At 62.8% G+C, this 19346-nt stretch carries 23 protein-coding genes and 2 pseudogenes; 9 read left to right on the top strand and 16 right to left on the bottom strand.

Annotation, left to right across the window (positions count from 1 at the left end; all coding sequences use genetic code 11):
* Positions 1–87: 87 nt before the first annotated feature.
* Together serS and GLL_RS03725 are read right to left on the bottom strand one after the other, a co-directional pair.
* Complete coding sequence (serS, locus tag GLL_RS03730) at positions 88–1377, bottom strand: serine--tRNA ligase (RefSeq protein WP_011140718.1); 1290 nt, start codon at positions 1375–1377, stop codon at positions 88–90.
* Positions 1378–1390: 13 nt separating this feature from the next.
* Positions 1391–1906, bottom strand: coding sequence for a photosystem I assembly protein Ycf3 (locus GLL_RS03725; RefSeq protein WP_011140717.1), 516 nt, complete (start codon positions 1904–1906; stop codon positions 1391–1393).
* Between the two features lie 276 nt (positions 1907–2182).
* Here GLL_RS03725 and GLL_RS03720 point away from each other — a divergent pair, with 276 nt between their 5' ends.
* Positions 2183–3574, top strand: coding sequence for an FG-GAP-like repeat-containing protein (locus GLL_RS03720; protein WP_011140716.1), 1392 nt, complete (start codon positions 2183–2185; stop codon positions 3572–3574).
* Here GLL_RS03720 and GLL_RS03715 read toward each other — a convergent pair.
* Both GLL_RS03715 and GLL_RS03710 read right to left on the bottom strand, forming a co-directional pair.
* Positions 3525–3935 (bottom strand): bleomycin resistance protein, encoded by a 411-nt coding sequence (locus tag GLL_RS03715; protein ID WP_011140715.1) that lies wholly within the window; start codon positions 3933–3935, stop codon positions 3525–3527. The genes GLL_RS03720 and GLL_RS03715 overlap by 50 nt on opposite strands.
* A 36-nt stretch (positions 3936–3971) precedes the next feature.
* A complete protein-coding gene (locus GLL_RS03710) occupies positions 3972–4739 on the bottom strand; it encodes a Rad52/Rad22 family DNA repair protein (protein WP_011140714.1) in 768 nt (255 codons plus the stop codon).
* 122 nt (positions 4740–4861) lie between these two features.
* Here GLL_RS03710 and tatA point away from each other — a divergent pair, with 122 nt between their 5' ends.
* Positions 4862–5080 carry a twin-arginine translocase TatA/TatE family subunit gene (gene tatA, locus GLL_RS03705; RefSeq protein WP_011140713.1) on the top strand — a complete coding sequence of 73 codons (219 nt, stop codon included), beginning with the start codon at positions 4862–4864 and terminating at the stop codon, positions 5078–5080.
* A 5-nt stretch (positions 5081–5085) separates the two neighbouring features.
* On the opposite strand, the gene ndk is transcribed toward tatA, so the two are convergent.
* Complete coding sequence (gene ndk / locus GLL_RS03700) at positions 5086–5535, bottom strand: nucleoside-diphosphate kinase (protein ID WP_011140712.1); 450 nt, start codon at positions 5533–5535, stop codon at positions 5086–5088.
* Positions 5536–5702: 167 nt separating this feature from the next.
* Here ndk and lexA point away from each other — a divergent pair, with 167 nt between their 5' ends.
* The gene (gene lexA, locus GLL_RS03695) at positions 5703–6278 is read left to right on the top strand and encodes a transcriptional repressor LexA (RefSeq protein WP_011140711.1); all 576 of its coding nucleotides are present in this window, start codon (positions 5703–5705) and stop codon (positions 6276–6278) included.
* Here lexA and rsmG read toward each other — a convergent pair.
* Genes rsmG through hisA form a run of 4 tightly spaced genes read right to left on the bottom strand, consistent with a single transcriptional unit; the run spans position 6275 to position 8762 of the window.
* A complete protein-coding gene (gene rsmG / locus GLL_RS03690) occupies positions 6275–7030 on the bottom strand; it encodes a 16S rRNA (guanine(527)-N(7))-methyltransferase RsmG (protein ID WP_011140710.1) in 756 nt (251 codons plus the stop codon). The genes lexA and rsmG overlap by 4 nt on opposite strands.
* A gap of 6 nt (positions 7031–7036) precedes the next feature.
* Positions 7037–7177: a hypothetical protein gene (locus GLL_RS03685; RefSeq protein ID WP_164928584.1), complete on the bottom strand. Its 141-nt coding sequence runs from the start codon at positions 7175–7177 to the stop codon at positions 7037–7039.
* Entirely contained in the window at positions 7147–7956 is an 810-nt protein-coding gene (locus tag GLL_RS03680) for an energy transducer TonB (RefSeq protein ID WP_164928583.1), read from the bottom strand. The genes GLL_RS03685 and GLL_RS03680 overlap by 31 nt, the downstream gene beginning before the upstream one ends.
* A 38-nt stretch (positions 7957–7994) precedes the next feature.
* On the bottom strand, positions 7995–8762 hold the full coding sequence (gene hisA / locus GLL_RS03675) for a 1-(5-phosphoribosyl)-5-[(5-phosphoribosylamino)methylideneamino]imidazole-4-carboxamide isomerase (protein ID WP_011140708.1): 768 nt from the start codon (positions 8760–8762) through the stop codon (positions 7995–7997).
* Between the two features lie 96 nt (positions 8763–8858).
* Here hisA and GLL_RS03670 point away from each other — a divergent pair, with 96 nt between their 5' ends.
* Positions 8859–9350, top strand: coding sequence for a retropepsin-like aspartic protease (locus tag GLL_RS03670; protein ID WP_164928582.1), 492 nt, complete (start codon positions 8859–8861; stop codon positions 9348–9350).
* 3 nt (positions 9351–9353) lie between these two features.
* Here the strand turns inward: GLL_RS03670 and proC are convergent, their stop codons facing one another.
* From proC to wecB, 4 genes are all read right to left on the bottom strand, one after another.
* The gene (gene proC / locus GLL_RS03665; protein WP_011140706.1) at positions 9354–10145 is read right to left on the bottom strand and encodes a pyrroline-5-carboxylate reductase; all 792 of its coding nucleotides are present in this window, start codon (positions 10143–10145) and stop codon (positions 9354–9356) included.
* A 30-nt stretch (positions 10146–10175) separates the two neighbouring features.
* A complete protein-coding gene (locus GLL_RS03660; protein WP_164928580.1) occupies positions 10176–10754 on the bottom strand; it encodes a cell division protein SepF in 579 nt (192 codons plus the stop codon).
* The gene (locus GLL_RS03655) at positions 10747–11445 is read right to left on the bottom strand and encodes a YggS family pyridoxal phosphate-dependent enzyme (protein WP_011140704.1); all 699 of its coding nucleotides are present in this window, start codon (positions 11443–11445) and stop codon (positions 10747–10749) included. Before GLL_RS03655 ends, GLL_RS03660 begins: the two co-directional genes overlap by 8 nt.
* A gap of 217 nt (positions 11446–11662) precedes the next feature.
* Complete coding sequence (gene wecB, locus GLL_RS03650; RefSeq protein ID WP_164928579.1) at positions 11663–12775, bottom strand: non-hydrolyzing UDP-N-acetylglucosamine 2-epimerase; 1113 nt, start codon at positions 12773–12775, stop codon at positions 11663–11665.
* Between the two features lie 128 nt (positions 12776–12903).
* On the opposite strand from wecB, the gene GLL_RS03645 reads away from it, so the two are divergent.
* Positions 12904–13884 carry a glycosyltransferase family 2 protein gene (locus tag GLL_RS03645; protein WP_011140702.1) on the top strand — a complete coding sequence of 327 codons (981 nt, stop codon included), beginning with the start codon at positions 12904–12906 and terminating at the stop codon, positions 13882–13884.
* The gene (locus GLL_RS03640) at positions 13859–14347 is read left to right on the top strand and encodes a tRNA (cytidine(34)-2'-O)-methyltransferase (RefSeq protein WP_011140701.1); all 489 of its coding nucleotides are present in this window, start codon (positions 13859–13861) and stop codon (positions 14345–14347) included. Before GLL_RS03645 ends, GLL_RS03640 begins: the two co-directional genes overlap by 26 nt.
* Before the next feature lie 3 nt (positions 14348–14350).
* Here GLL_RS03640 and GLL_RS03635 read toward each other — a convergent pair whose 3' ends face one another.
* Both GLL_RS03635 and GLL_RS03630 read right to left on the bottom strand, forming a co-directional pair.
* Positions 14351–15106, bottom strand: coding sequence for a M15 family metallopeptidase (locus tag GLL_RS03635; protein WP_164928578.1), 756 nt, complete (start codon positions 15104–15106; stop codon positions 14351–14353).
* A 153-nt stretch (positions 15107–15259) separates the two neighbouring features.
* Positions 15260–15496 (bottom strand): ribbon-helix-helix domain-containing protein, encoded by a 237-nt coding sequence (locus GLL_RS03630; RefSeq protein WP_164928577.1) that lies wholly within the window; start codon positions 15494–15496, stop codon positions 15260–15262.
* Positions 15497–15710: 214 nt separating this feature from the next.
* On the opposite strand from GLL_RS03630, the pseudogene GLL_RS23620 reads away from it, so the two are divergent.
* Together GLL_RS23620 and GLL_RS23615 are read left to right on the top strand one after the other, a co-directional pair.
* Positions 15711–15818, top strand: a pseudogene (locus GLL_RS23620) (type I methionyl aminopeptidase); the annotation flags it as partial.
* Positions 15819–15826: 8 nt separating this feature from the next.
* Positions 15827–15934: pseudogene (locus GLL_RS23615) on the top strand (type I methionyl aminopeptidase); the annotation flags it as partial.
* On the opposite strand, the gene GLL_RS03620 reads toward GLL_RS23615, so the two are convergent.
* On the bottom strand, positions 15931–16620 hold the full coding sequence (locus GLL_RS03620; RefSeq protein ID WP_011140697.1) for a Uma2 family endonuclease: 690 nt from the start codon (positions 16618–16620) through the stop codon (positions 15931–15933). The pseudogene GLL_RS23615 and the gene GLL_RS03620 sit on opposite strands and share 4 nt — an antisense overlap.
* A 141-nt stretch (positions 16621–16761) precedes the next feature.
* Between GLL_RS03620 and GLL_RS03615 the strand changes: the two genes are divergently transcribed.
* Positions 16762–19332 carry a glycogen/starch/alpha-glucan phosphorylase gene (locus GLL_RS03615; protein ID WP_011140696.1) on the top strand — a complete coding sequence of 857 codons (2571 nt, stop codon included), beginning with the start codon at positions 16762–16764 and terminating at the stop codon, positions 19330–19332.
* Positions 19333–19346: the final 14 nt, after the last annotated feature.

Raw genomic sequence — 19346 nt, 5'->3', positions numbered from 1 at the left:
GGACAATACCGACGATTGTATCGATCAGGAGGGGCTGGATTCTAGAGTGCGGCGACAGCCGGGGTGAGCGGGCAGTCGTTCCTTGGCTTACCGGCTGAGCACGTCCCTGCGCACGTAAGGTTTCAGGGCTTCGGGCACGCGCACTGTGCCGTCGCGGTTCTGGTAATTTTCGAGAATGGCGGCGAAGGTACGCCCGACGGCCAATCCCGAGCCGTTGAGGGTGTGGACGAACTCGGTGCCTTTTTTGTCGGGCGCTTTGAAGCGCAGATTGGCGCGGCGGGCCTGAAAATCTTCGAAGTTCGAGCAGGAGGAAATTTCGCGGTAGCGGTTCTGGCTGGGTAGCCACACCTCCAGATCGAAGCAACGGGCGGCGCCAAAGCCCAGATCCCCGGTACACAGCTCGATGACCCGGTAGGGCAGTTCCAGTTGCTGCAGCACATCCTCGGCGTCGGCCACCAGTTTTTCGTGCTCGGTGGGCGAATGCTCCGGGCGGCAGAATTTGACCAGTTCGACTTTGTGAAACTGATGCAGGCGAATAAGTCCCCGGGTGTCGCGGCCGTAGCTGCCCGCCTCGCGCCGGAAGCAGGGGGTAAAGGCGCAGTGGTGAATGGGCAACTGCATGTCTGTCAGGATTTCGTCTCGGTAGAGGTTGGTGACCGGCACCTCCGCCGTTGGAATCAGCCACAGATCGTCGTCCCGGCAGCGGAAGCTGTCCTCGGCAAATTTGGGCAACTGTCCGGTCCCAGTCATCGAAGCGGTGTTGACCAGGTATGGAGGCAGAATTTCGATATAGCCGTGGGCGCGGTGGCGATCGAGCATAAAAGCGATCAAAGCGCGCTCCAGCAGCGCCCCGTCGCCCATCAGGGTCACAAAGCGGGCCTGGGCCACCAGGGTTGCCCGCGCGAAATTCATCAGTCCCAACCGTTCGCCCAGATCCCAGTGGGCCGCCGGCTCAAAATCGAAGATAGGGGGGGTGCCCCAGAAGCGCATCTCGCGGTTGTCGTTTTCGTCTTTGCCGATCGGTACCTCGGGGCGGGGCACGTTGGGCAAAGTCGGCAACAGTGCCGCGAAGCGCTCGGCAAGCTCGCGCTCTTGATCCTGCAGTAGGGCGAGGGTGGCTTTGAGATCGATTCCCCGCTGCTTGAGGGCGAGCACCTCGGGGTCGCCGACGGCAGTACCCCGGCGCAGCCGTTCGCCCACCTGCTTGCCAATCTGGTTGCCCTCGGCCTGGGCGCGGTTGAATGCGGTCTGGCTGGCCCGCCGCTGGGAATCCAGGGCCACCAGTTGTTCAATCACTTCGGTAAAGTCGCCGCCGCGGGTGTTGAGCCGTTCGATGAGCTTGGCGGGATCGTCGCGCAACAGTTTGGGGTCGAGCACCGCGCAGATCCGTCTAGTAGAGCAGCTCGAAGCGGCCGGTGGTCTTCAGCCAGTTCTGCGCTTCGATGTAGTTGTCGGGAGCGAGGCGCACCGCGCGGATCCAGGCGGCGGCGGCTTTGGCGTAGTGCTCCTCCGCCTGCTCGGGCTGCCCCTCTTCTTCGACCTTGGCGCCGCGAAAATGGTGGATGACCGCAATGTTGTTGAGGGCCTGCGGCAGGCGCGGGTTTTCTTCGAGGGCCTTGTCGTAGTAGTCCAGTGCCACGTCGTGGGCACCGTTGGCGGCGTGGATGAGCCCGATGTTGTAGTGAATAAACGAGCGGTCGTAGGCGTCCTCTTCGAGCTTGAGCGCTTCGTTGTAATATTCGAGCGCCTCGGCATAGTCGCCGTCGGCCTGGGCCGCCATCCCGTCGCGGTAGTAGGCGAACGCCTCTTTGGCCTGACGCTTGACCGGCATCATCTGCAAGATCATGTCGGCCATGACCGTAAAGCTCTTGTCGATAAAGTTGTCGTTGCGCTGATTTCTGGGCATCGCGGGTCGCTTGAACGGCTTGCCTTCAAGATAGCACCCGCCGCCGACCGCTATGCAGTCCGGGATAGCGGGCCGGTGCTCGGCAAACACCCAATCGATGTCCGCTTTTTGACATCCAGATCCAGTGCACGGGTCCGGCACTGCGGCAACTTTAACGTCCGCGGTACGTGGTGTGGGTATACCGTCGGCCAAGCGGATTTGTGTGTTGAATGATACACGGTAAGCGAAAACGTTGCCTGTACTGTCTATAGCTATTCGCTTCCTGGAGATACCGTTATGAGAAACCTCTGGTGGATGGGACTGGGACTCGCGGCTTCGCTGGTGATCCAAGCCCCGGCTTTGCGCGCCCAGGTGAATTTTGCCCCGGCCCGCAACATTCCGGTGGGGCTGTACCCGGGGACCGCTTTGACGGGCGATCTCGATGGCGACGGCGATCTCGATGTAGTAGCAGCCACCCAGGATTCCGACGACGTCTCGATTCTCATCAACAACGGCGACGCGACTTTTGCCCCGGCCCGCTTCGTGCCGGTGGGCGATTCACCGGAGACCATCGCCGTGGGCGATCTGGACGGCGACGGCGATCTGGATATCGCCGCGGCCAATCGCCTCTCCGACGACTTGACGATCCTCAAAAACAACGGCAGCGCCATTTTTACCGCTTCGCAGGTCGTGAGCTTGCGCGAGGATCCGTTTTTTATGGTGACAGGCGACTTTGACGATGACGGCGATCTGGACCTCGCCATCGCCAACCGCTTCGACGACAGCGTCACCATTTTGCCCAACAACGGCAGCGCCAACTTCACAGTCGGTAGTGAATTTGGCGTTGGAGACGGCCCGTTTGGCCTCACCCGCGGGGATTTCGACGGCGACGGCGATCTGGACCTAGCCACCTCCAACCGCTTCTCGAACGACGTATCGGTACTTTTCAACAATGGGGCGGCAAGCTTCACCCTCAACCAGACGATCGCCACCGGCGAGGGGGCCAGAGCCCTGACTCCCGCCGACCTCGACGGTGACGGCGACCTGGATCTGGCGGTGGCCAACCGCTTTGCCACCAACCTCTCCGTACTCAAGAACGCCGGGAACGGCACCTTCGCCGTCAGCCAGACCGTGACGGTCGATGTCAACCCGCGCGCGGTTGTCGCGGGCGATCTCGACGGCGACGGCGACCTGGACGTGGCGACGGCCAATCAGGAATCTGGAACCGTCTCGGTGCTCCTCAACAACGGCAACGCCGTGCTGAGCCCGGCGGTCAACTTCGCCGTCGGTAGCGAGCCGCGCTCGATCACTGCCGGGGATCTCGACGGCGACGGCGACCTGGAGTTGCTCACCGCCAACAGCGACTCCGACAACGTCTCGGTGCTGATCAACACCGAGGTGGCCCTACCGACCATCGCCGGCTTTAGCCCCACCTCCGGTCCAGTGGGCACGCTCGTCACGATCACCGGCACCAACTTCACCGGCGCGAGCGCCGTGACTTTTGGCGGAGCGGGCGCCCGCTCCTTTGCGGTGCTCTCCGCCACCCAGATCCAGGTGCGCGTACCCCGGGGGGCGACCACCGGCAAGATCGTGGTCACCACCCCGGCGGGCAATGCCACCAGTGCGGGCAACTTTACGGTTACCCCCCGGCCGGGGCGCCAGCCGGTTCGACCGGCTGGGCGAAGGTAAGCAGATAGCCGTTGGGGTCGAGCATCAAAAATTCGCGCATGCCGTAAAAAGTTGTGTTCGGTTCGCGCACAACCGAGACTTGCGTGCGCAATTTCTCGTAGAGTGCATCGATATCTTCGACTTCGATGTAGAGGTTGAGCGTCCCGCCCGCCTGTCGGCCTTCGATGGGCAGCGGGTCTTCCTCCAGGCTCCCGAAGGACTGGAACATCAGCTCGACGCCGCCTGCCTGCACCAGCCCCCAGGCGAAGGGGGCCTGCTCGGGAAGCGTCATCAGGCGCTTGAAGCCAAGCACCGTCTCGTAAAAATCGAGCGCGCGGCCCACGTCCTCGACAAACAGGTTGGGACTCAGTTTTTTGAACATGGCATTGACCTCATAAAGGCGTAAAAGTACGAGATCTCACACGCCGGTAGCGGCTACCGGTAGTGCTATGGGTAGCTGCTTGGCCGCGTCGATGTATTTGCGCCACTCCTCGGTGGTGCCGACCCGCTCGAAGCGCGGGCGCAGGTCGCCTTTGGTCTCGCTGAGCAAGTAGCCCAGGGCGCGCTTTGCCTTGGAGAGGCTTTCGATCTTCTCGAAGTGCTCGACAAACAACGCCTCAACGCCCGGACGACGCAGCAGATCCTCGCTGAGCCAGTGGAGTTGCTTCTCGCTCAGGTGGGGGGATTCTTTGGCGACGGTACTGGGAGAAGCCCCCCCTTCCGGCCGACCGCTAAAAGCGGCAAGCATCTGGGCACGCACCGCCGCGGGCTCGCTGAAGCGGCGCTTGGCGCTGTCGTAATCGCCCCAGACTTTGGGCAGGGTGTAGAGAAATCGGCCGAGGCCGAATTTGACCGCCGCCCGCTTGAAGGCGTCGGAGTAGGCGGCCTTGGCATCTTCGCCCAGGCCCACGTCGCACTTGGTCACCGGGCGGGCGCCCTCGCCCGGCGGGTGGACGCTCAGGCGGCACTCCACCACCCACTCCGACGGCCCCGCCTGCAACAACTGATAAGTATCCGACCAGCTTTGCGGACCGCACACATCGTCGAGGCGCTGGGCGACATCGCGCGCTTCGAGGTAAGCCACGGCCATCGCCCGGCTCTGGTCGCTGCTGAGGGCCTGGGCCTTGATCTGCACCTTGTCGATCAACGGTTCGACCAAAGCAAGACTGGCAATTTCGCGTTCCATAGGATCACGCTGTGTTCACTTGTCCATATTGTAGCGCATTGTGGACCTTTGTACAACCTGGCGATGGATCGCGACGTCGGGGGGACATGCCAGAATAAGGGCGTCGAATCAAAGAGTGTTTTATGCCTTTTGGTCTCGGTCTGCCGGAAATTCTGGTGATTGGCGTGATTGCCCTGTTGATTTTTGGCCCCAAGAAGCTGCCGGAGATGGGGAGCGCTCTGGGCAAGGCGATCCGCGGCTTCAAAAGCGGCGTGAGCGACGAACCGGCCCCACAGCAGAGCGCCTCCAAAGAAACCGCCCCCAATCCTCCCCAGAGCCTGCCCTCGGGCAAGGACTCGTAGAGGCGCTATTCGTAGACCCAGCTTCCGAGGGTGGCCTGCCATTCGAGCAATTCTGCGGGGGCAAACCAGAGGGCGATTTCGCGCTCGGCCGATTCGAGGCTGTCGGAGCCATGGATGATATTGCGGCCGATGTCGATGCCGTAGTCGCCCCGGATAGTGCCCAGGGGAGAATTGAGCGGGTTGGTGACACCCATCATCGCCCGGGCCGTCGCCACCACCCCTTTGCCTTCGAGCACCACCGCCACCACCGGCGAGGACGTGATAAACGCCACCAGCCCCCCAAAAAAGGGGCGTTCTTTGTGTTCGGCGTAGTGTTTTTGGGCCAAGGCTTCGCTCACCTGCATCAATTTGAGGCCGACCAGTTTAAAACCGCGCCGCTCGAAGCGCTGCAAAATTTCTCCCACCAGACCGCGCTGGACACCGTCGGGTTTGATGGCAATGAATGTCCGTTCCACTTGGGCTCTCCGATGTGTAATAGGCCAAGGGCCATTTTAGGGGTTTGACCGGTCTGTCGAGGCGGCGATCCTGACTCGAAGAACGGGTATAGAGCTGAAGTTCGGGTGAACACTTGCGCCTGTGCCCGGACAATGCCAAACTGTGGACAGGTGTTCATCGTACAACCATGATTACGCTCCGCCAGAAAGAATTTCTGCAGCAACTGATCGAAACCTACGGCTCGACGCCGCTGCCCCCAATTCGCACCCTCGCCCAAGAGCTTGACCAGCACCGCACCACGGTCTACCGCTGGTTGCAGTTGCTCGAACAGATGGGTTATCTCAAGGCCCAGGGCAATCGCTACTACATCGACCCCGACCTGTTGGGAATTCCACTCCTCGAAAACCGGGTTCCTGCCGGTTCGCCGGTGACCGTCGAAGAGGACTTGCTCAACAGCCGCATGTCCCTCGACGAATACCTGGTCGAAGAGCGCACCGGCACTTTTTTGCTGCGGGTCAAGGGCGACTCGATGATAGAAGCGGGCATCTTCGAGGGCGACATCGTCGTGGTCAACCAGAACCGGCGGGCGGCCGACGGCGATGTGGTCATCGCCCGGGTCGACGGCGAGATGACCCTCAAAACCTTGCGCCGCCGCAACCAGCAGACCTGGCTGGAGCCCGCCAACAGCCGCTACTCCCCCATCCACCCGGCCAGCGGCCTGGAGGTGTTGGGGGTAGTCGTCGGCCTGGTGCGCAAGTACTAAGGCTCCTCCGGCTCCTCCGATTCGACCCTCGGGGCCCCTTCGATGGCTCCGAGGGGATGTTGTGTGGGCAAGCCCGCCGGGCGCGGGAATACCCTGAGCCCCGGGCCGGTTTTGCGAATCACGACGCAGTGGCGCACCGCCCGGCTCACCGGCAGCTCGAAGGCGTCCACTTCGACAATCTCCCCGCCCAGCGCCCGGCAGGCCCGGGCCAGTTCCACCTCCTCCTGCACCTCCCAGTTGCCCCGGTAAAGCACCGCCGCACCGCCCAGCTTGACAAACGGCAGAGCGTACTCCGCACAAACGTTGGCCTGGGCCACGGCCCTGAGCACCGCCAGATCGTAACTTTCGCGGTGCTCGCGCCGATGGGCCAGATCCTCGGCCCGACCGGTGAGGGCCTGGGCGTTGGTGAGTCCCAGAGCCTGGATGGTTGAGAGCACAAAGGCAATTTTTTTGCGCACCGAATCGACGAGCACCACGTACCAGTCGGGGTGGGCGATCGCGATAGGCAGCCCTGGAAAGCCGGCGCCGGTGCCGATGTCGATGAGGCTCGGTTCTTTTTGATCTTGAAATGCGGCGAGCCCGCGCAGGGAGTCGAACAGGTGCTTCTCCCAGAATTCCTCGCGCCCTGTGATGCGGGTGAGGTTGAGCCGGGTGTTGCCCGCGAGCACCAGTGCGTAGAGCCGCTCGAAGCTGCGGGCTTGGAGCGTATCCGGCTGCCAGCCCAGATCCTGCCAGAGCGCCCCGGAGTCCATGGGGTATTACTTGGTTCCCGCGTCGGCGGTTTTTATCTGGAAGCCGCGCTGGGCAGTCTGGGGGGTGCAACCTGCTCCCTTGACCGTGTCGGAGGCGATGCGCAGTTGCTCCGGGGTCAGCCGCGGCGCCAGCCGCGCCTCCGACATGATCGAATCGGCAGTGCCTCCCGCGCTGGGTAGGCCCAGACTGCGGCCCAACAGCTGCATCGCATTGAGGCTGAGTTGCTCAGAACTGAGATCTGCGCCCGCTCTATTTTTAGGCCGAGACGCGCGGTGCCGGTGGTGAGGGCTTCGTTGACGGTGTAGCTGCCGATGAAGCTGGTCTTGTCGTTGCGCGCCATCGTTGGATCGCTCGACGCTTCGATCAGCAAGTCCGCCTTGGCGCGATCGTCTACGATGCTAAAAATTTCTTTCTCGCCGACACTGTCGCGCAGTAACCCGGTGAGGTTGGTGATGGCCGATTTGACGGCGGGTTGCTGCTCGGCGGGCAGATCGATGAACGTCGCCACCGGGTAGCACCTGGGGGTGGGCAGGGTCTTGGCGGCCACTTTGAGGTTGAAGCGCACCTCGACATAGAAGGGCGCCACGTTCGGCGGTACCGTCGGGAACGGCTGGGCGCGGCCGATGGCGTCGAGCACCGCTTCTTCGGCCGCCTTGGAAGGAGGAGCATCTCCCAGGGTCTTGACCTCGCGTTTGCTCACCTTGCCGTCGCGGTCGACCCGCACGAGCACTTGCAGACGGGTGTCGCTGTCGATATCGGGCGGCTGCCAGTACTCCAACACCCGGTCGCGCACTTTGACTTGATAAGCCTTCAATTCGGGGTTGGAAGCCGCCTTCGGCTCCTGGGCCAAGAGCGGCGGCGCCAAAGGACCCGCAAGCGACAAAGCAAGCATCGAACAAAAGAGCAACCGGACCATAGAGAGCATCCAATGCGGCAAAAGCTGCTCTAGGGTATCACCCACCATCAGGCGAAGGCCACATCGTCCGGGGGAAGATCCTGCCAGCGGCTCGGCCCGGCCGCCCTGAGCGCCTCGGCCAGATCGACATCGCCCGTGTAGAGGGCCCGGCCGATAATCACTCCTTGCAATCCGCGCGGCTCCAGCGCCAGCAGGTAGAGCACATCCGCCAGGGTGCCCACGCCGCCGGAGGCGATGATCGGCACTTTGACCGCGTCGGTGAGCCGCTGCAGCTCCACCAGGTTCGGACCGGTGAGGGTACCGTCTTTGAGGATGTCGGTGTAGACGATGGCGCTGACGCCGAGCTTTTCCATCTCGCCGGCCAGTTCGGTCACCTCCACTTCCGAGGTTTCCCGCCAGCCGCGCACCGCCACCTGCCCGCCGCGCGCGTCGAGGCCGACGGCGATTCTGCCGCCGAAGCGCTCGCAGCACTCGCGGATAAGCGCCGGATTTTCGACCGCGGCGGTGCCCAGGATCACCCGGTCCACACCGCGATCGAGCACGGCACTGACCGCCTCGATGCTGCGCAGGCCACCCCCGAACTGTACCGGGCAGGGCACCTGGGTGACGATCGCTTCGAGGGCGTCGAGGTGCACGGGCATCCCCTGGCGCGCACCGTCCAGGTCGACCACGTGCAGCCGCGGCGCCCCCAGTTTCGCCCAGTTGCAGGCAACGGCCACCGGGTCCTCCCCGTAGGTCTCAGCAAGCTGGTAGTTGCCCTGGTAGAGGCGCACGCAGCGGCCGTCGAGTATGTCAATCGCAGGAATAATATCCATGGCTCACATTATTGGCCGTTGCCCCGGCCCGCAGCAATCCCCGAAAACTAATGTTAAATGGGAGCGATGCGCAACCGGCTGGGCTGGATTTTTTCTATGGTAAGGCGGCAAGGGTGGCCGCTTCCGGCCTGCTGCTGGGCTCTGGCCGCTGCTCCCGCCTTTTGCCAGACCGCCCAGGTGCCCTTTGAGAGCACCGCCGGGCTGATCGTCGTCCAGGCGCGCATCAATCAAGGGCCTCCCGCCGCCTTTATCGTCGACACCGGTGCGAGCGTCAGTCTGCTCAGCGACCGCTTCGTGCGCGAGCGCCGGCTGCCGGTGCGCGCTCAGCGGGTGCAACTGTCGGGGATCGGCTCGGCGCGTTCCCAGAGCGCCGCCACCATGGACCTCGACACCATTCAGATCGGTCCGGTCGTCGCCCGCCGTCAGGCGGCCATCGTTCAGAATCTGGGCACCTTCGAGGCCATCCTCAAGCGTCCCCTGGCGGGAGTGCTGGGTTACACATTCTTGAAACATTACCGCCTGACTATCGATTACGACCGGCGCTCGCTCTGGCTCGAACAGGGACCGGTGCCGACGGAACCCAACTAGCCGCTACCCGGACAGTTCCCGGGCGCGGCGGGTGGCGGCCTGGACCGCCTCGATAAACGCCCCGCGCACCGAGCGTCCCTCCAGTTGCTCGATGCCGGCGATGGTGGTGCCGCCGGGGCTGGTGACGCGGTCTTTGAGCACCGCCGGGTGCAGCTTCTCCTGGATCAACAACTCCGCGCTGCCGCGCAAGGTGGCAAGCACCAGCTGGCTGGCGGTGGCCCGCGGCAGACCGGCGGCCACGCCGCCGTCGATGAGCGCCTCGACCACGAGCGCCAGATAACCGGGACCGGAGCCCGACAAGCCCGTCACCGCGTCCATGGCGGATTCGGGCACCTCGACCACTTCACCCACGCAGGCGAAGAGCGTGCGCGCGACGGCAAACTGCTCCGGGGTGACGCGCTCCGAGCGGCTGAGGGCAGTGATTCCGGAGCGCACCAGCGCCGGGGTGTTGGGCATCGCCCGCACGACAGCCCGCCCGGTAAAGGCCGCCTGCAGGCGGGCCAGCGGAACGCCCGCCAGGATCGACACCACCAGTTCGGAGCGCACATGGGCGGCAACCTGGTTGCTCACCACGGCAAAAGCCTGGGGCTTGACAGCCAAAAGCAGCGTCGGGGCAGCGGCGGGAACCAGATTGTCGGTGACGGCCACCACGCCGTAGCGGCGATGGAGCCACTCGCCGCGCTCGGCCACCGGGTCGCTCACGGCAATTTCCGAAGGTGCATAAACCGCGCCGGCGATCAGGCCGGCGATCAAAGCCTCGGCCATCGCACCGCCGCCGACAATGCCTAAGTTCATGGGCAAGGGGGACGCGAGTGCCCGCTTATTCTAGCCCTGGGCGCGGCGGGGGGCTTCCGGGTTGAGCCGGAAGTTGCCGCCGAAGGCCTGGTTGGCCTGACGCAGCTGCGAAGGCATTTCGGTGCTGATCATGACGCTGCTGGGCGTAAACAGGAAGATCCCGTCGCCGACGCGCTCCTGATGGCCGTCGATGGCGAAGGTGGCCCCGGCCACAAAATCGACGCTGCGCTGGGCCTGGTCGCTGTCCATCAAGGTCAGATTCAGGATGACCGACTTGCGATCGCGCAGGTGCTGGACGATCTGGGGGGCCTCCTCGAACGAGCGCGGCTCGATGACGAGCACCTCGTTGACACCGCTGTTGGGCATGCCGATCACGTTGCCCGCACGCACCCGCTTGCGCGCCGGTCCGCTGCCCATCGGGGCAGCGTCGGACGCCTGGGCGGCGGCGGTGGGAGTAGCGGCAGCGGCGGTCCCGGCGGTGGCCCTGCGCGCTTCCTCGCGCTTATTTTCTTCGCGATACACCTGCTCGTACTCTTCGCCGTCCTCCTCGTACTCAAGGGGATCGCCGAAGCCGACGAAGTCCTTGACCTTCGACCAGAAGCTACTCATCACCATTCCTCCGTAGCGGTAGACGTGAACCGAACAGGACTTGACCGAGGCGTACCATCGTCGCCCCGGCCGCGATCGCCTGCGGATAGTCGCCGGACATGCCCATGGACAATTCCTCCATGCGGATATGCTGCCAACCGGCTTCCCCGGCGCGGCGGCCGAGGTCGCGGGCGAGGGCTGCAACCTGGCCAAAGAGCGTCCGGTTGCCCTGCTCGCCGAGTCCCAACGGCGCAATCGCCGTCAACCCCCGGATATCGAGCTGCGGCAAAGCGGCAAGCCGCGGCAGGGCCGCCTCCAGTTCGGCCTGCGACCAACCCGATTTGGTCGGATCGGCGGCAAGCTTGACCTGCAGGAGCAGCCGCGGTCGGCGACCGACGCTGTCCATCAGCGACGCCAGCCGCTCGGCGAGCGGAAGGCTGTCGACGGAGTGGATCCAGTCGAATACTTCCAGGGCCGGACGGGCTTTGTTGCGCTGCAGACTGCCAATCAAGTGCCAGGACACTCCTTGAAGGTCCGTCAATTGCGGAATTTTTTGTTGGACTTCCTGAATTCGGCTTTCACCAAAATCCCGAAGGCCACAATCGTAAGCTTCACGAATGCGCTCGACGGGCACCTGCTTGGTCACAGCCACCAGCCGCACCGCGGCGGGCAGTTGCCCCCGAAGCCATTCGATCCGCTCAGCAACTCCCACAATGTTCAGGCGAAACTAACATGGTCGGTTCGATAAACTCCCGTAAAACGAGAATTTGGGTCAGTCAAACTGTACCAAAAAAAAATCGAATAGTGGTGGGTTTGAGGAAAAAAACTCTACATCTGGGGGGCCGACCTCAGAAAAGCGGCTATTTGCCCGCTGAAACACCACATATCTGGACTGGCCATCGCATCGATGCGGGTCGATCCGCGGCCCGTCAATCTGAGGGCAACCCCAAAAAGGCAAGGGTCGAGCGCAAAATGCGCCCGGTCGCGTGGCCGTCGCCGAAGGGGTTGACCGCCCGGGCCATCTGCCCATAGAGGGCATCGTCGGTGAGCAGAGCGTGGGCGGCCCGGGCGATGGCGGTGCGGTCGGTGCCGACTTTGAGGGCTACCCCCGCCTCGATCGCCTCGGGCCGCTCGGTGGTCTCGCGCAGCACCAGCACGGGTTTGCCGAAGGCGGGCGCCTCCTCCTGCAGTCCGCCCGAGTCGGTGAGGACCAGGGTGGAGCGCTGCAGGGCACCCACCAGCTGCGGGTAGTCGAACGGTTCGTCCAAAAAGGCGCGCGGGTGCGCACCGAGGATGCCCTGGAGCGGTTCGCGCACGGTCGGATTTTTGTGCAAAGGCAGCACCAGGGCGGTGTCCGGGTGCGCTTCGAGAATATCGATCAGGGCGTGGGCGATGTTTTCGAGCGGTTGGCCCCAGTTCTCGCGGCGGTGGGCGGTGACCAGCATCACCCGCGACTTTTCCCAGTCGAGGCCCGCCACCGGGCACTCGGGCTTGCGGCTGGCGATGGTGTGCAGCGCGTCGATCACGGTGTTGCCGGTGAGATAGACGTGATCGAGGATGCCTTCGCGCTTGAGGTTCTCCGCCGCGCGCATCGTCGGGGCAAAGTGCAGGGCTGCCAGGCGCGAGGTGAGGCGGCGGTTCATCTCCTCGGGGTACGGGTCGTCTGCGACCCCTGTGCGCAGGCCCGCTTCGACGTGGCCCAGGGCAATTTTTTGGTAGAAGGCGGCGAGGGCGGCGGCGAAGGTGGTCGTGGTGTCTCCCTGCACCAGCACCAGGTCGGGGCGTTCGTCGGTGAGGACGGCTTCGAGGCCCACCAGCGCCCGACAGGTAATGTCGGCCAGGCTCTGGCGCGGCGTCATAATCTGCAAGTCGGCGTCCGCCTCGATCCCGAACCAAGCCAGGGTCTGGTAGAGCATCTCCCGGTGTTGGCCGGTGAGGATCACCCGGGTGTGCAGGTGCGGACAGTTTCGAAAGCCCAGGATCACCGGGGCCAGTTTCACCGCCTCCGGCCGGGTTCCCAGGACAATGGCAACTTTGCTCATGGCGACAGTGTAACCCTCCAGGCGGGCACCTTCCCTCGTTCGATCCAGGTATTGCACCTATGCGCCGTTGTAAGCTGATTGAAGCTTTGTGAGCGGCCCCGACGGCGCTTCCCAATTAAGATATAGCGATGCCTCAGTCGATTTCTGTTGTCGTTCCTGTCTTCAACGAACAAGAAAATCTGCCGCAGCTGTACCGGCGGCTTACGGCGGTGCTGAGCGGCCTGGGCGGCTCCTACGAAATTATTTTTGTCGACGATGCGAGCAGCGACCGCACGCCCCACCTCGTCCGCCAGTTCATCCAGGCCGATCCGCGCGTGCGGCTTTTGAGTTTTTCGCGCAACTTCGGCCACCAGGTGGCGGTCACCGCCGGGCTCAACTTCACCGGCGGCGAAGCGGTCGTGATCATGGACGGCGACCTGCAAGATCCGCCCGAACTGCTGCCGCGACTGTTGGACCAATGGCGAGCGGGCTTCAAAGTGGTCTTTGCCAGGCGCACCCAGCGCGGCCGGGAACCTGCTTCCAAGCGATTGTTCGCCTTTCTGTACTACCGCCTTTTGCAGCGGCTGGCGGAGGTGCAGATGCCGGTGGACAGCGGCGATTTTTGCCTGCTCGACCGCCAGATCGTGGACCTGCTCAACGCGATGCCCGAGCGCAACCGCTACTTGCGGGGCCTGCGCTCGTGGGTGGGTTTTGACCAGGCGGAGGTGACCTTCGAGCGGCCCGCGCGCCTCGCGGGCGAACCCAAGTACACCTTCACCAAGTCCCTCGCCCTCGCCCTCGATGGGTTGGTCTCCTTCTCGCGACTGCCGTTGCGCCTGGCCACCTGGCTCGGATTTTTCACGGGTTTTCTGGCCCTGATCATGGTGGGTCTGGTCATCTACTGGCGCTTTTTTACGGCCTCTCCCCTCAACGGCTTCGGCGCTCTCGCGGCGGCGGTATTTTTTATCGGGGCGGTGCAGCTCATTACCGTCGGCATCCTGGGCGAGTACGTGGGCCGCATCTACGAAGAGATCAAAAACCGGCCGCTCTATATCCTCAAGGACGCCCAGGGGTTCGAGCGCCCGGTACCGGGGCGGGTGGGCAATGCCCCCAGCAGCAATGGGCCGTGAAGCTTTCCATGTCGTGCTGGTGGATCCGGAGATCCCTCCCAACACCGGCAATGTGGCGCGCACCTGTGCCGCCACCGGCACCAGCCTGCATCTGGTAGGGACTTTGGGCTTTCAACTGAGCGACAAATACCTCAAGCGTGCCGGGCTCGACTACTGGGAACACGTCGATTTGCATTACCATCCGGATCTGGGCGCGTTGCTGGAACAGCAATCCGCGCAGCGCTTCGTGCTCACCAGTGCCCGCCGGGGAGTGTGCCTGTGGGACTTTGCTTTTCAGCCCGGCGACTGGCTGGTCTTTGGCTCCGAGAGCCGCGGCCTGCCCGAGGGTCTACTGTCAGACGAACGCCATCCGGTGGTGACCATTCCCCTCGCCGAACCGGCGGTACGCAGTTTGAATCTCTCCAACGCCGTGGCTGTGGTCCTTTTTGAATCGCTTCGCCAGTTGGACCCGCCTTCAAGCTAAAGCCTATTCACCCTTGGCTGCAGAGAAAAGTATCTTTCCCTTTTTAGATCCAACCCACCGCCAGTGCCAGGGTTCGTAGCCGACACCCACGGCGTTGCCTGGCGGGTAAGAAAGTTCGAACCCGAAGCGGGCGGCGTTGCGGCTGAGCCAGCGAAAGGCGGGGGTGTTTTCAAAAGTGGTCTCCAGATGCGTTTTCGGATAGAGCGCATCGCCCAGATCCATGGCGTAGCCCGTGTGGTGCTCGCTGAAGCCGGGAGGGGCAACCAATTTGAGCGCGGCGGCTAGGGATCCCTTTCTGGCTATCTGTTTGGCGAAAATCCTCGCTTGCCTGGTGCGGTCGCGAAAACCGGAGATCAAAATGAGCCTCACACCCGCTTTAGCGGCGGCAGCCCGCATCCGGGTGAACGCCCACGCGGCTTCGTTGCTCAGATATTCTTTGCGTCCGCGAATAGTACTGTGGCTTGCCACCAAACGCAAATCGCGACGAGCTGCTTCTTCGTACGGCGGATAGGCGATGCTGGGGGCCGTTTTGTCCGGTTGGGCGCGCTTGGGGGTGGGCGGGGGCTGAGGCTCGGGTGGGAGTAAAAGCGGCGGAGTTTCCAGTTGCGGTTCGGGTTGGGACAGCGGTTCGGGAGCGGGCAACAAATCCACCGGGGGCAATTCGACTTCGGACTGGGTGGGCAAGGTTTCAGGCGAGGTCGACACAGGCACAGCCAGAATCGGCGGCTCCGGCTGCGCTTGGGACGGACTTGGCGCCAAAAGCCCCAAGACGGCTTGAAAGGCGACTATCGCAGCTTTCAGGTGAAACTGGCGGCACCGTTTGCGCGCAGGACCGCCGCACGCATCGGTGTGTCCCGTGGCTGTGGCAACCCGCTGAATCACCCGGCTCAACCCCAGAATCTGTATGCGGCTTTATCCGGTCTGCTCGATGGCCGTTTTACCGGGGCCAGTTTTTGTAAAAGCCAGTACAAATCCGTCCTCGCCGGGTAGCGTGCCGCGCTCCCGGCGCTGCTGCAGGGCCCGGTCGATGAGCTTGGCGACCAGCCAGGAAACCGAGCGCTCCTCCGCTTCCGCCCACTGCTCCAGTTCTTTTTTCAGCTCGGTGGGGACGTAGGCCACCACCCGGTCGAGATCCGTCTTGCCGCCCATACCGCCGTCCGATCGTGACTTGCTTGCCTTTGCACACATTGTACGGATCGGCGCGGCCTACGGCGTGCTATGCTGTGCTGGCACAGCATAGCATAGCAGTGACACAGGAGGTACTATTGTGAACGGTCTAGGCTCTCGTCTATCCGGCGCGCCCTGGTTGCGTCCCGATGCCCATCGGGGGATCGTGCTGCTTTCCGGGCGCGAGATCGAGAAGATGCGCCGGGCGGGACAGCTTGCAGCCCAGTTGCTCGCACATCTGGAGCCGATGGTGCACCCCGGTATCCACACTCTTGCCATTAACAACGAGGCGGAGCGCTGGACGCTGAAGTAGCCCCCGACGGCTGGACGGTATTGACCAAAGACCGCAAGCTCTCTGCCCAGTGGGAGCACACAGTGCTGGTTACCGAAACGGGTGTGGAAATTTTGACCGTCGCTTAAATCCTGCGCATTTTCATTTGCCGAACCCAGTCACGGAAGGAGCGGACCGCTGCGGTTTCGCCGCTTTGGGGGCTCAATGCCAAAAAGCGTGGGATCTCGGAGGTGAGTACCGGTGCAAAAGTAGGGCTGTTCTCGACAAGGGCATATTCGCCCGCTTCCAACCGGAAGATGCGCAGGCTTTCACCGTCGTAGCGCCAAAATTCGGGGACTTCCATCGCCGCGTAGAGTTTTAATTTATCGACGGCTGAGCGGGAATACTCGACTTCAACGACCAGATCCGGCGGCGGATCGAGGGGAAGTTCGATTCTCGATTTGCTGCGCACCCGGGACTCGTTGGCGATGTAGAAGCCGCTATCCGGCTCGGCTCCCTGCTCCAGGTCGTCGCGCTTGCAGGTCATCGAACCGGAACTTTTGACATTCAGCTCCAACTCTTCCACGAGGATGTCGATGAATTTTTCGAGGAGGCGCTTGCTGTTTTCGTGAGCCATCAGCGGCGACATGATTTCCAGCGTCCCTCGGGCATAGGTCAGGCGTATAGAGCGGTTGTCACCCAGTTCTTCAAGCAGCGCCTCGAATAGCTGCCAACTGACCTTGTGCAACAAGATGCGCTGTTCGCCCGCGACGGGCGCCACGATAGCCGTCATTGATTTTTCCAGAACGAGAACAGCTGGATTTGAGCAGACCATAGCTTTTCTGAGCACTCTCTTCAAGCTCCTCTTGCCTGAACCTTGGTGCTGGGACCACAGGCGCACTGCCCCTCGGCTGTTGCCCTACACTCGAAGCAGGTTGCGCCGCGTTGCGACCCGTTCGGCAAAGAGGCCCAGAAAATGACCCTCAGCGAGTACCAGGCGACCTGGAAAAAACGCCCCGAAAAGCACGCCGCCTTGCCCACCGACCTCAAAAAGCACGTCCTGCGCACCCCCCAGGTGCGCGTGCAGGTCGAGGACGACCGCACCGGCATGGACACCGAGACACTCAAGCGCGCCTTTCTGGACAATCTGTACTACATCCAGGCCAAGGATCTGCAGAACGCCACGCCCTACGACCTCTACATGGCCCTCTCCTGGACAGTGCGCGACCGGCTGTTGCAGCGGTGGATCCACACCCAGGAGACGTATCTCAAGCAGGACGTGCGCTCGGTGTGCTACTTCTCAGCGGAATATCTGCCGGGTCGCCAACTCGGTAACGCCTTGGTCAACGTCGGTCTCTACGAACCGGCGCGCACGTTTTTGCGCGAACTCGGCTTCGAGCTTGTCGACCTGATGGAGCAGGAGAACGAACCGGGATTGGGCAACGGCGGACTCGGGCGTCTGGCCGCCTGCTTTATGGATTCGCTTGCCACCCTCGGTGTACCCGCCATCGGCTACGGCATCCGCTACGAATTCGGCATCTTCGCCCAGACTATCCAGGGCGGCTGGCAGTTCGAGCAGCCCGACCGCTGGCTGCGCTACGGCAACCCCTGGGAAATCCCCCGGCCCGAGTACCTGGTGGAGGTCAAGTTCGGCGGCCACACCGAAGCCTACACCGATCCCCAGGGGCGCTACCGGGTCAGTTGGGTGCACGAGCGCTCGGTCCTGGGTACCCCCTACGACACCCCGGTTCCGGGCTACCGCACCAACACCGTCAACACCCTGCGCCTCTGGAGCGCCCGAGCCACCGAGGATTTTGATTTCCAGGTGTTCAACTCGGGGGATTTTGCCCGGGCGGTGGCGGGCAAGACGTACTCAGAAAACATCACCAAAGTGCTCTACCCAAACGACAACACCTACCAGGGCAAGGAATTGCGCCTGGAGCAGCAATATTTTTTTGTCAGCTGTTCGCTGCAGGACATCCTGCGGCGCTACTGGGATCACCATGTGGACCTCGACAGCTTTACAGACAAGGTGACCATCCAGATCAACGACACCCACCCGGCCATCGGCATCGCCGAGTTGATGCGGCTATTGGTCGACGAGTACTTGATCGAGTGGGACAGAGCCTGGCAGATCACCCAGAAAGTCTTTGCCTACACCAACCACACGCTGCTCAGTGAAGCGCTCGAACGCTGGCCGGTGTCGCTGTTCGGGCGGCTGTTGCCCCGGCATCTAGAAATCATCTACGAGATCAACGAACGCTTCTTGCACCTGGCGCGCTCGCGCTTCGGCAACGACGAGGCCCGCATCGCCCGCCTGTCGCTGATTCAAGAAGGCTCCGAAAAGTACGTGCGCATGGCCAATCTTGCCTGCGTGGGCAGCCACGCCATCAACGGTGTCGCCAAACTGCACACCGAACTGTTGGAGCAGGATGTGCTGGCCGATTTCTACGCCCTCACCCCCGAAAAATTTTCCAACAAGACCAACGGCGTCACCCCCCGGCGCTTCGTGCTGCTGTCCAATCCGAAGCTGGCGCTGCTCTACACCGAGCGGCTCGGCCAGGAGTGGATCCGCGATCTCGCCTTACTGCGCAAACTCGAAGACCACCTGCACGACGCCGATTTTCGCGCCTCCTGGAAACAAATCAAAGCCGACAACAAACACGATCTGGCCGAATACATCCTCCATTTCAACGGCATCGAGGTCGCCCCCGATTCGCTCTTCGACATCCAGGTCAAGCGCGTCCACGAGTACAAGCGCCAGTTGTTGATGCTCCTGTATGTCATCACTCTCTACCACCGCCTCAAGCAAAATCCGGCTATGGCCCTGCAGCCGCGCACGTTCATCTTTGCGGGCAAGGCGGCGCCGGGCTACACGATGGCCAAGCTCATCATCAAATGCATTCATTCTGTCGCCGCCATCATCAACGCCGACCCGGACGTGGGCGGGCGGCTCAAAGTCGTATTTCTCGCCAACTTCAACGTCTCGCTCGCCCAGCGAATCTATCCGGCCGCCGATCTGTCCGAGCAAATTTCGACCGCGGGCAAGGAGGCAAGCGGCACCGGCAACATGAAATTCGCCATGGGCGGGGCGCTCACCATCGGCACCCTGGATGGCGCCAATATCGAGATTCGCGAGCAAGTCGGGCCTGAGAACTTTTTCTTGTTCGGGCTCACCGCCCAGCAGGTCTACGCGCTCAAGGCACGCGGCTACCACCCAAACGATTACTACCAGACCAACACCGAACTGCGGAGCGTCATCGATCTGGTGGCCTCGGGGCATTTTTCCCCCGGCCGGCCGGATCTGTTCAGGCCCCTGGTCGATGCCCTGATGGCCCGCGACGAATACTTGCTGTTTGCCGACTACCAGGTCTACCTCGACTGCCAGCAACAGGTAGACGCTGCCTTCGCCGACTCCGAGCGCTGGACGACCATGTCGATCCTCAATGCCGTGCGCATGGGCTATTTTTCCTCCGACCGCAGCATGGGCGAGTACTGCCGCGACATTTGGAAAACCGGACCGGTTGCTGTCGAACTAAACGGATAGTCCGCGCTAGAATT

This window comes from Gloeobacter violaceus PCC 7421 (assembly GCF_000011385.1).
GTDB lineage: Bacteria > Cyanobacteriota > Cyanobacteriia > Gloeobacterales > Gloeobacteraceae > Gloeobacter > Gloeobacter violaceus.
Note: the sequence above shows the minus strand (reverse complement) of the source record. Positions and strands in the feature narration are given on the sequence as shown.

Excerpts from the sequence above, each read along its gene's own strand:
- GLL_RS03725 (WP_011140717.1), bottom strand. The coding sequence starts at position 1,906 with ATGCCCAGAAATCAGCGCAACGACAACTTTATCGACAAGAGCTTTACG.
- GLL_RS03720 (WP_011140716.1), top strand. The coding sequence starts at position 2,183 with ATGAGAAACCTCTGGTGGATGGGACTGGGACTCGCGGCTTCGCTGGTG.
- GLL_RS03715 (WP_011140715.1), bottom strand. The coding sequence starts at position 3,935 with ATGTTCAAAAAACTGAGTCCCAACCTGTTTGTCGAGGACGTGGGCCGC.
- GLL_RS03710 (WP_011140714.1), bottom strand. The coding sequence starts at position 4,739 with ATGGAACGCGAAATTGCCAGTCTTGCTTTGGTCGAACCGTTGATCGAC.
- tatA (WP_011140713.1), top strand. The coding sequence starts at position 4,862 with ATGCCTTTTGGTCTCGGTCTGCCGGAAATTCTGGTGATTGGCGTGATT.
- lexA (WP_011140711.1), top strand. The coding sequence starts at position 5,703 with ATGATTACGCTCCGCCAGAAAGAATTTCTGCAGCAACTGATCGAAACC.
- rsmG (WP_011140710.1), bottom strand. The coding sequence starts at position 7,030 with ATGGACTCCGGGGCGCTCTGGCAGGATCTGGGCTGGCAGCCGGATACG.
- GLL_RS03685 (WP_164928584.1), bottom strand. The coding sequence starts at position 7,177 with ATGTCGGAGGCGCGGCTGGCGCCGCGGCTGACCCCGGAGCAACTGCGC.
- GLL_RS03680 (WP_164928583.1), bottom strand. The coding sequence starts at position 7,956 with ATGCTCTCTATGGTCCGGTTGCTCTTTTGTTCGATGCTTGCTTTGTCG.
- hisA (WP_011140708.1), bottom strand. The coding sequence starts at position 8,762 with ATGGATATTATTCCTGCGATTGACATACTCGACGGCCGCTGCGTGCGC.
- GLL_RS03670 (WP_164928582.1), top strand. The coding sequence starts at position 8,859 with ATGGTAAGGCGGCAAGGGTGGCCGCTTCCGGCCTGCTGCTGGGCTCTG.
- proC (WP_011140706.1), bottom strand. The coding sequence starts at position 10,145 with ATGAACTTAGGCATTGTCGGCGGCGGTGCGATGGCCGAGGCTTTGATC.
- GLL_RS03660 (WP_164928580.1), bottom strand. The coding sequence starts at position 10,754 with ATGAGTAGCTTCTGGTCGAAGGTCAAGGACTTCGTCGGCTTCGGCGAT.
- wecB (WP_164928579.1), bottom strand. The coding sequence starts at position 12,775 with ATGAGCAAAGTTGCCATTGTCCTGGGAACCCGGCCGGAGGCGGTGAAA.
- GLL_RS03645 (WP_011140702.1), top strand. The coding sequence starts at position 12,904 with ATGCCTCAGTCGATTTCTGTTGTCGTTCCTGTCTTCAACGAACAAGAA.
- GLL_RS03640 (WP_011140701.1), top strand. The coding sequence starts at position 13,859 with ATGCCCCCAGCAGCAATGGGCCGTGAAGCTTTCCATGTCGTGCTGGTG.
- GLL_RS03630 (WP_164928577.1), bottom strand. The coding sequence starts at position 15,496 with ATGGGCGGCAAGACGGATCTCGACCGGGTGGTGGCCTACGTCCCCACC.
- GLL_RS03620 (WP_011140697.1), bottom strand. The coding sequence starts at position 16,620 with ATGGTCTGCTCAAATCCAGCTGTTCTCGTTCTGGAAAAATCAATGACG.
- GLL_RS03615 (WP_011140696.1), top strand. The coding sequence starts at position 16,762 with ATGACCCTCAGCGAGTACCAGGCGACCTGGAAAAAACGCCCCGAAAAG.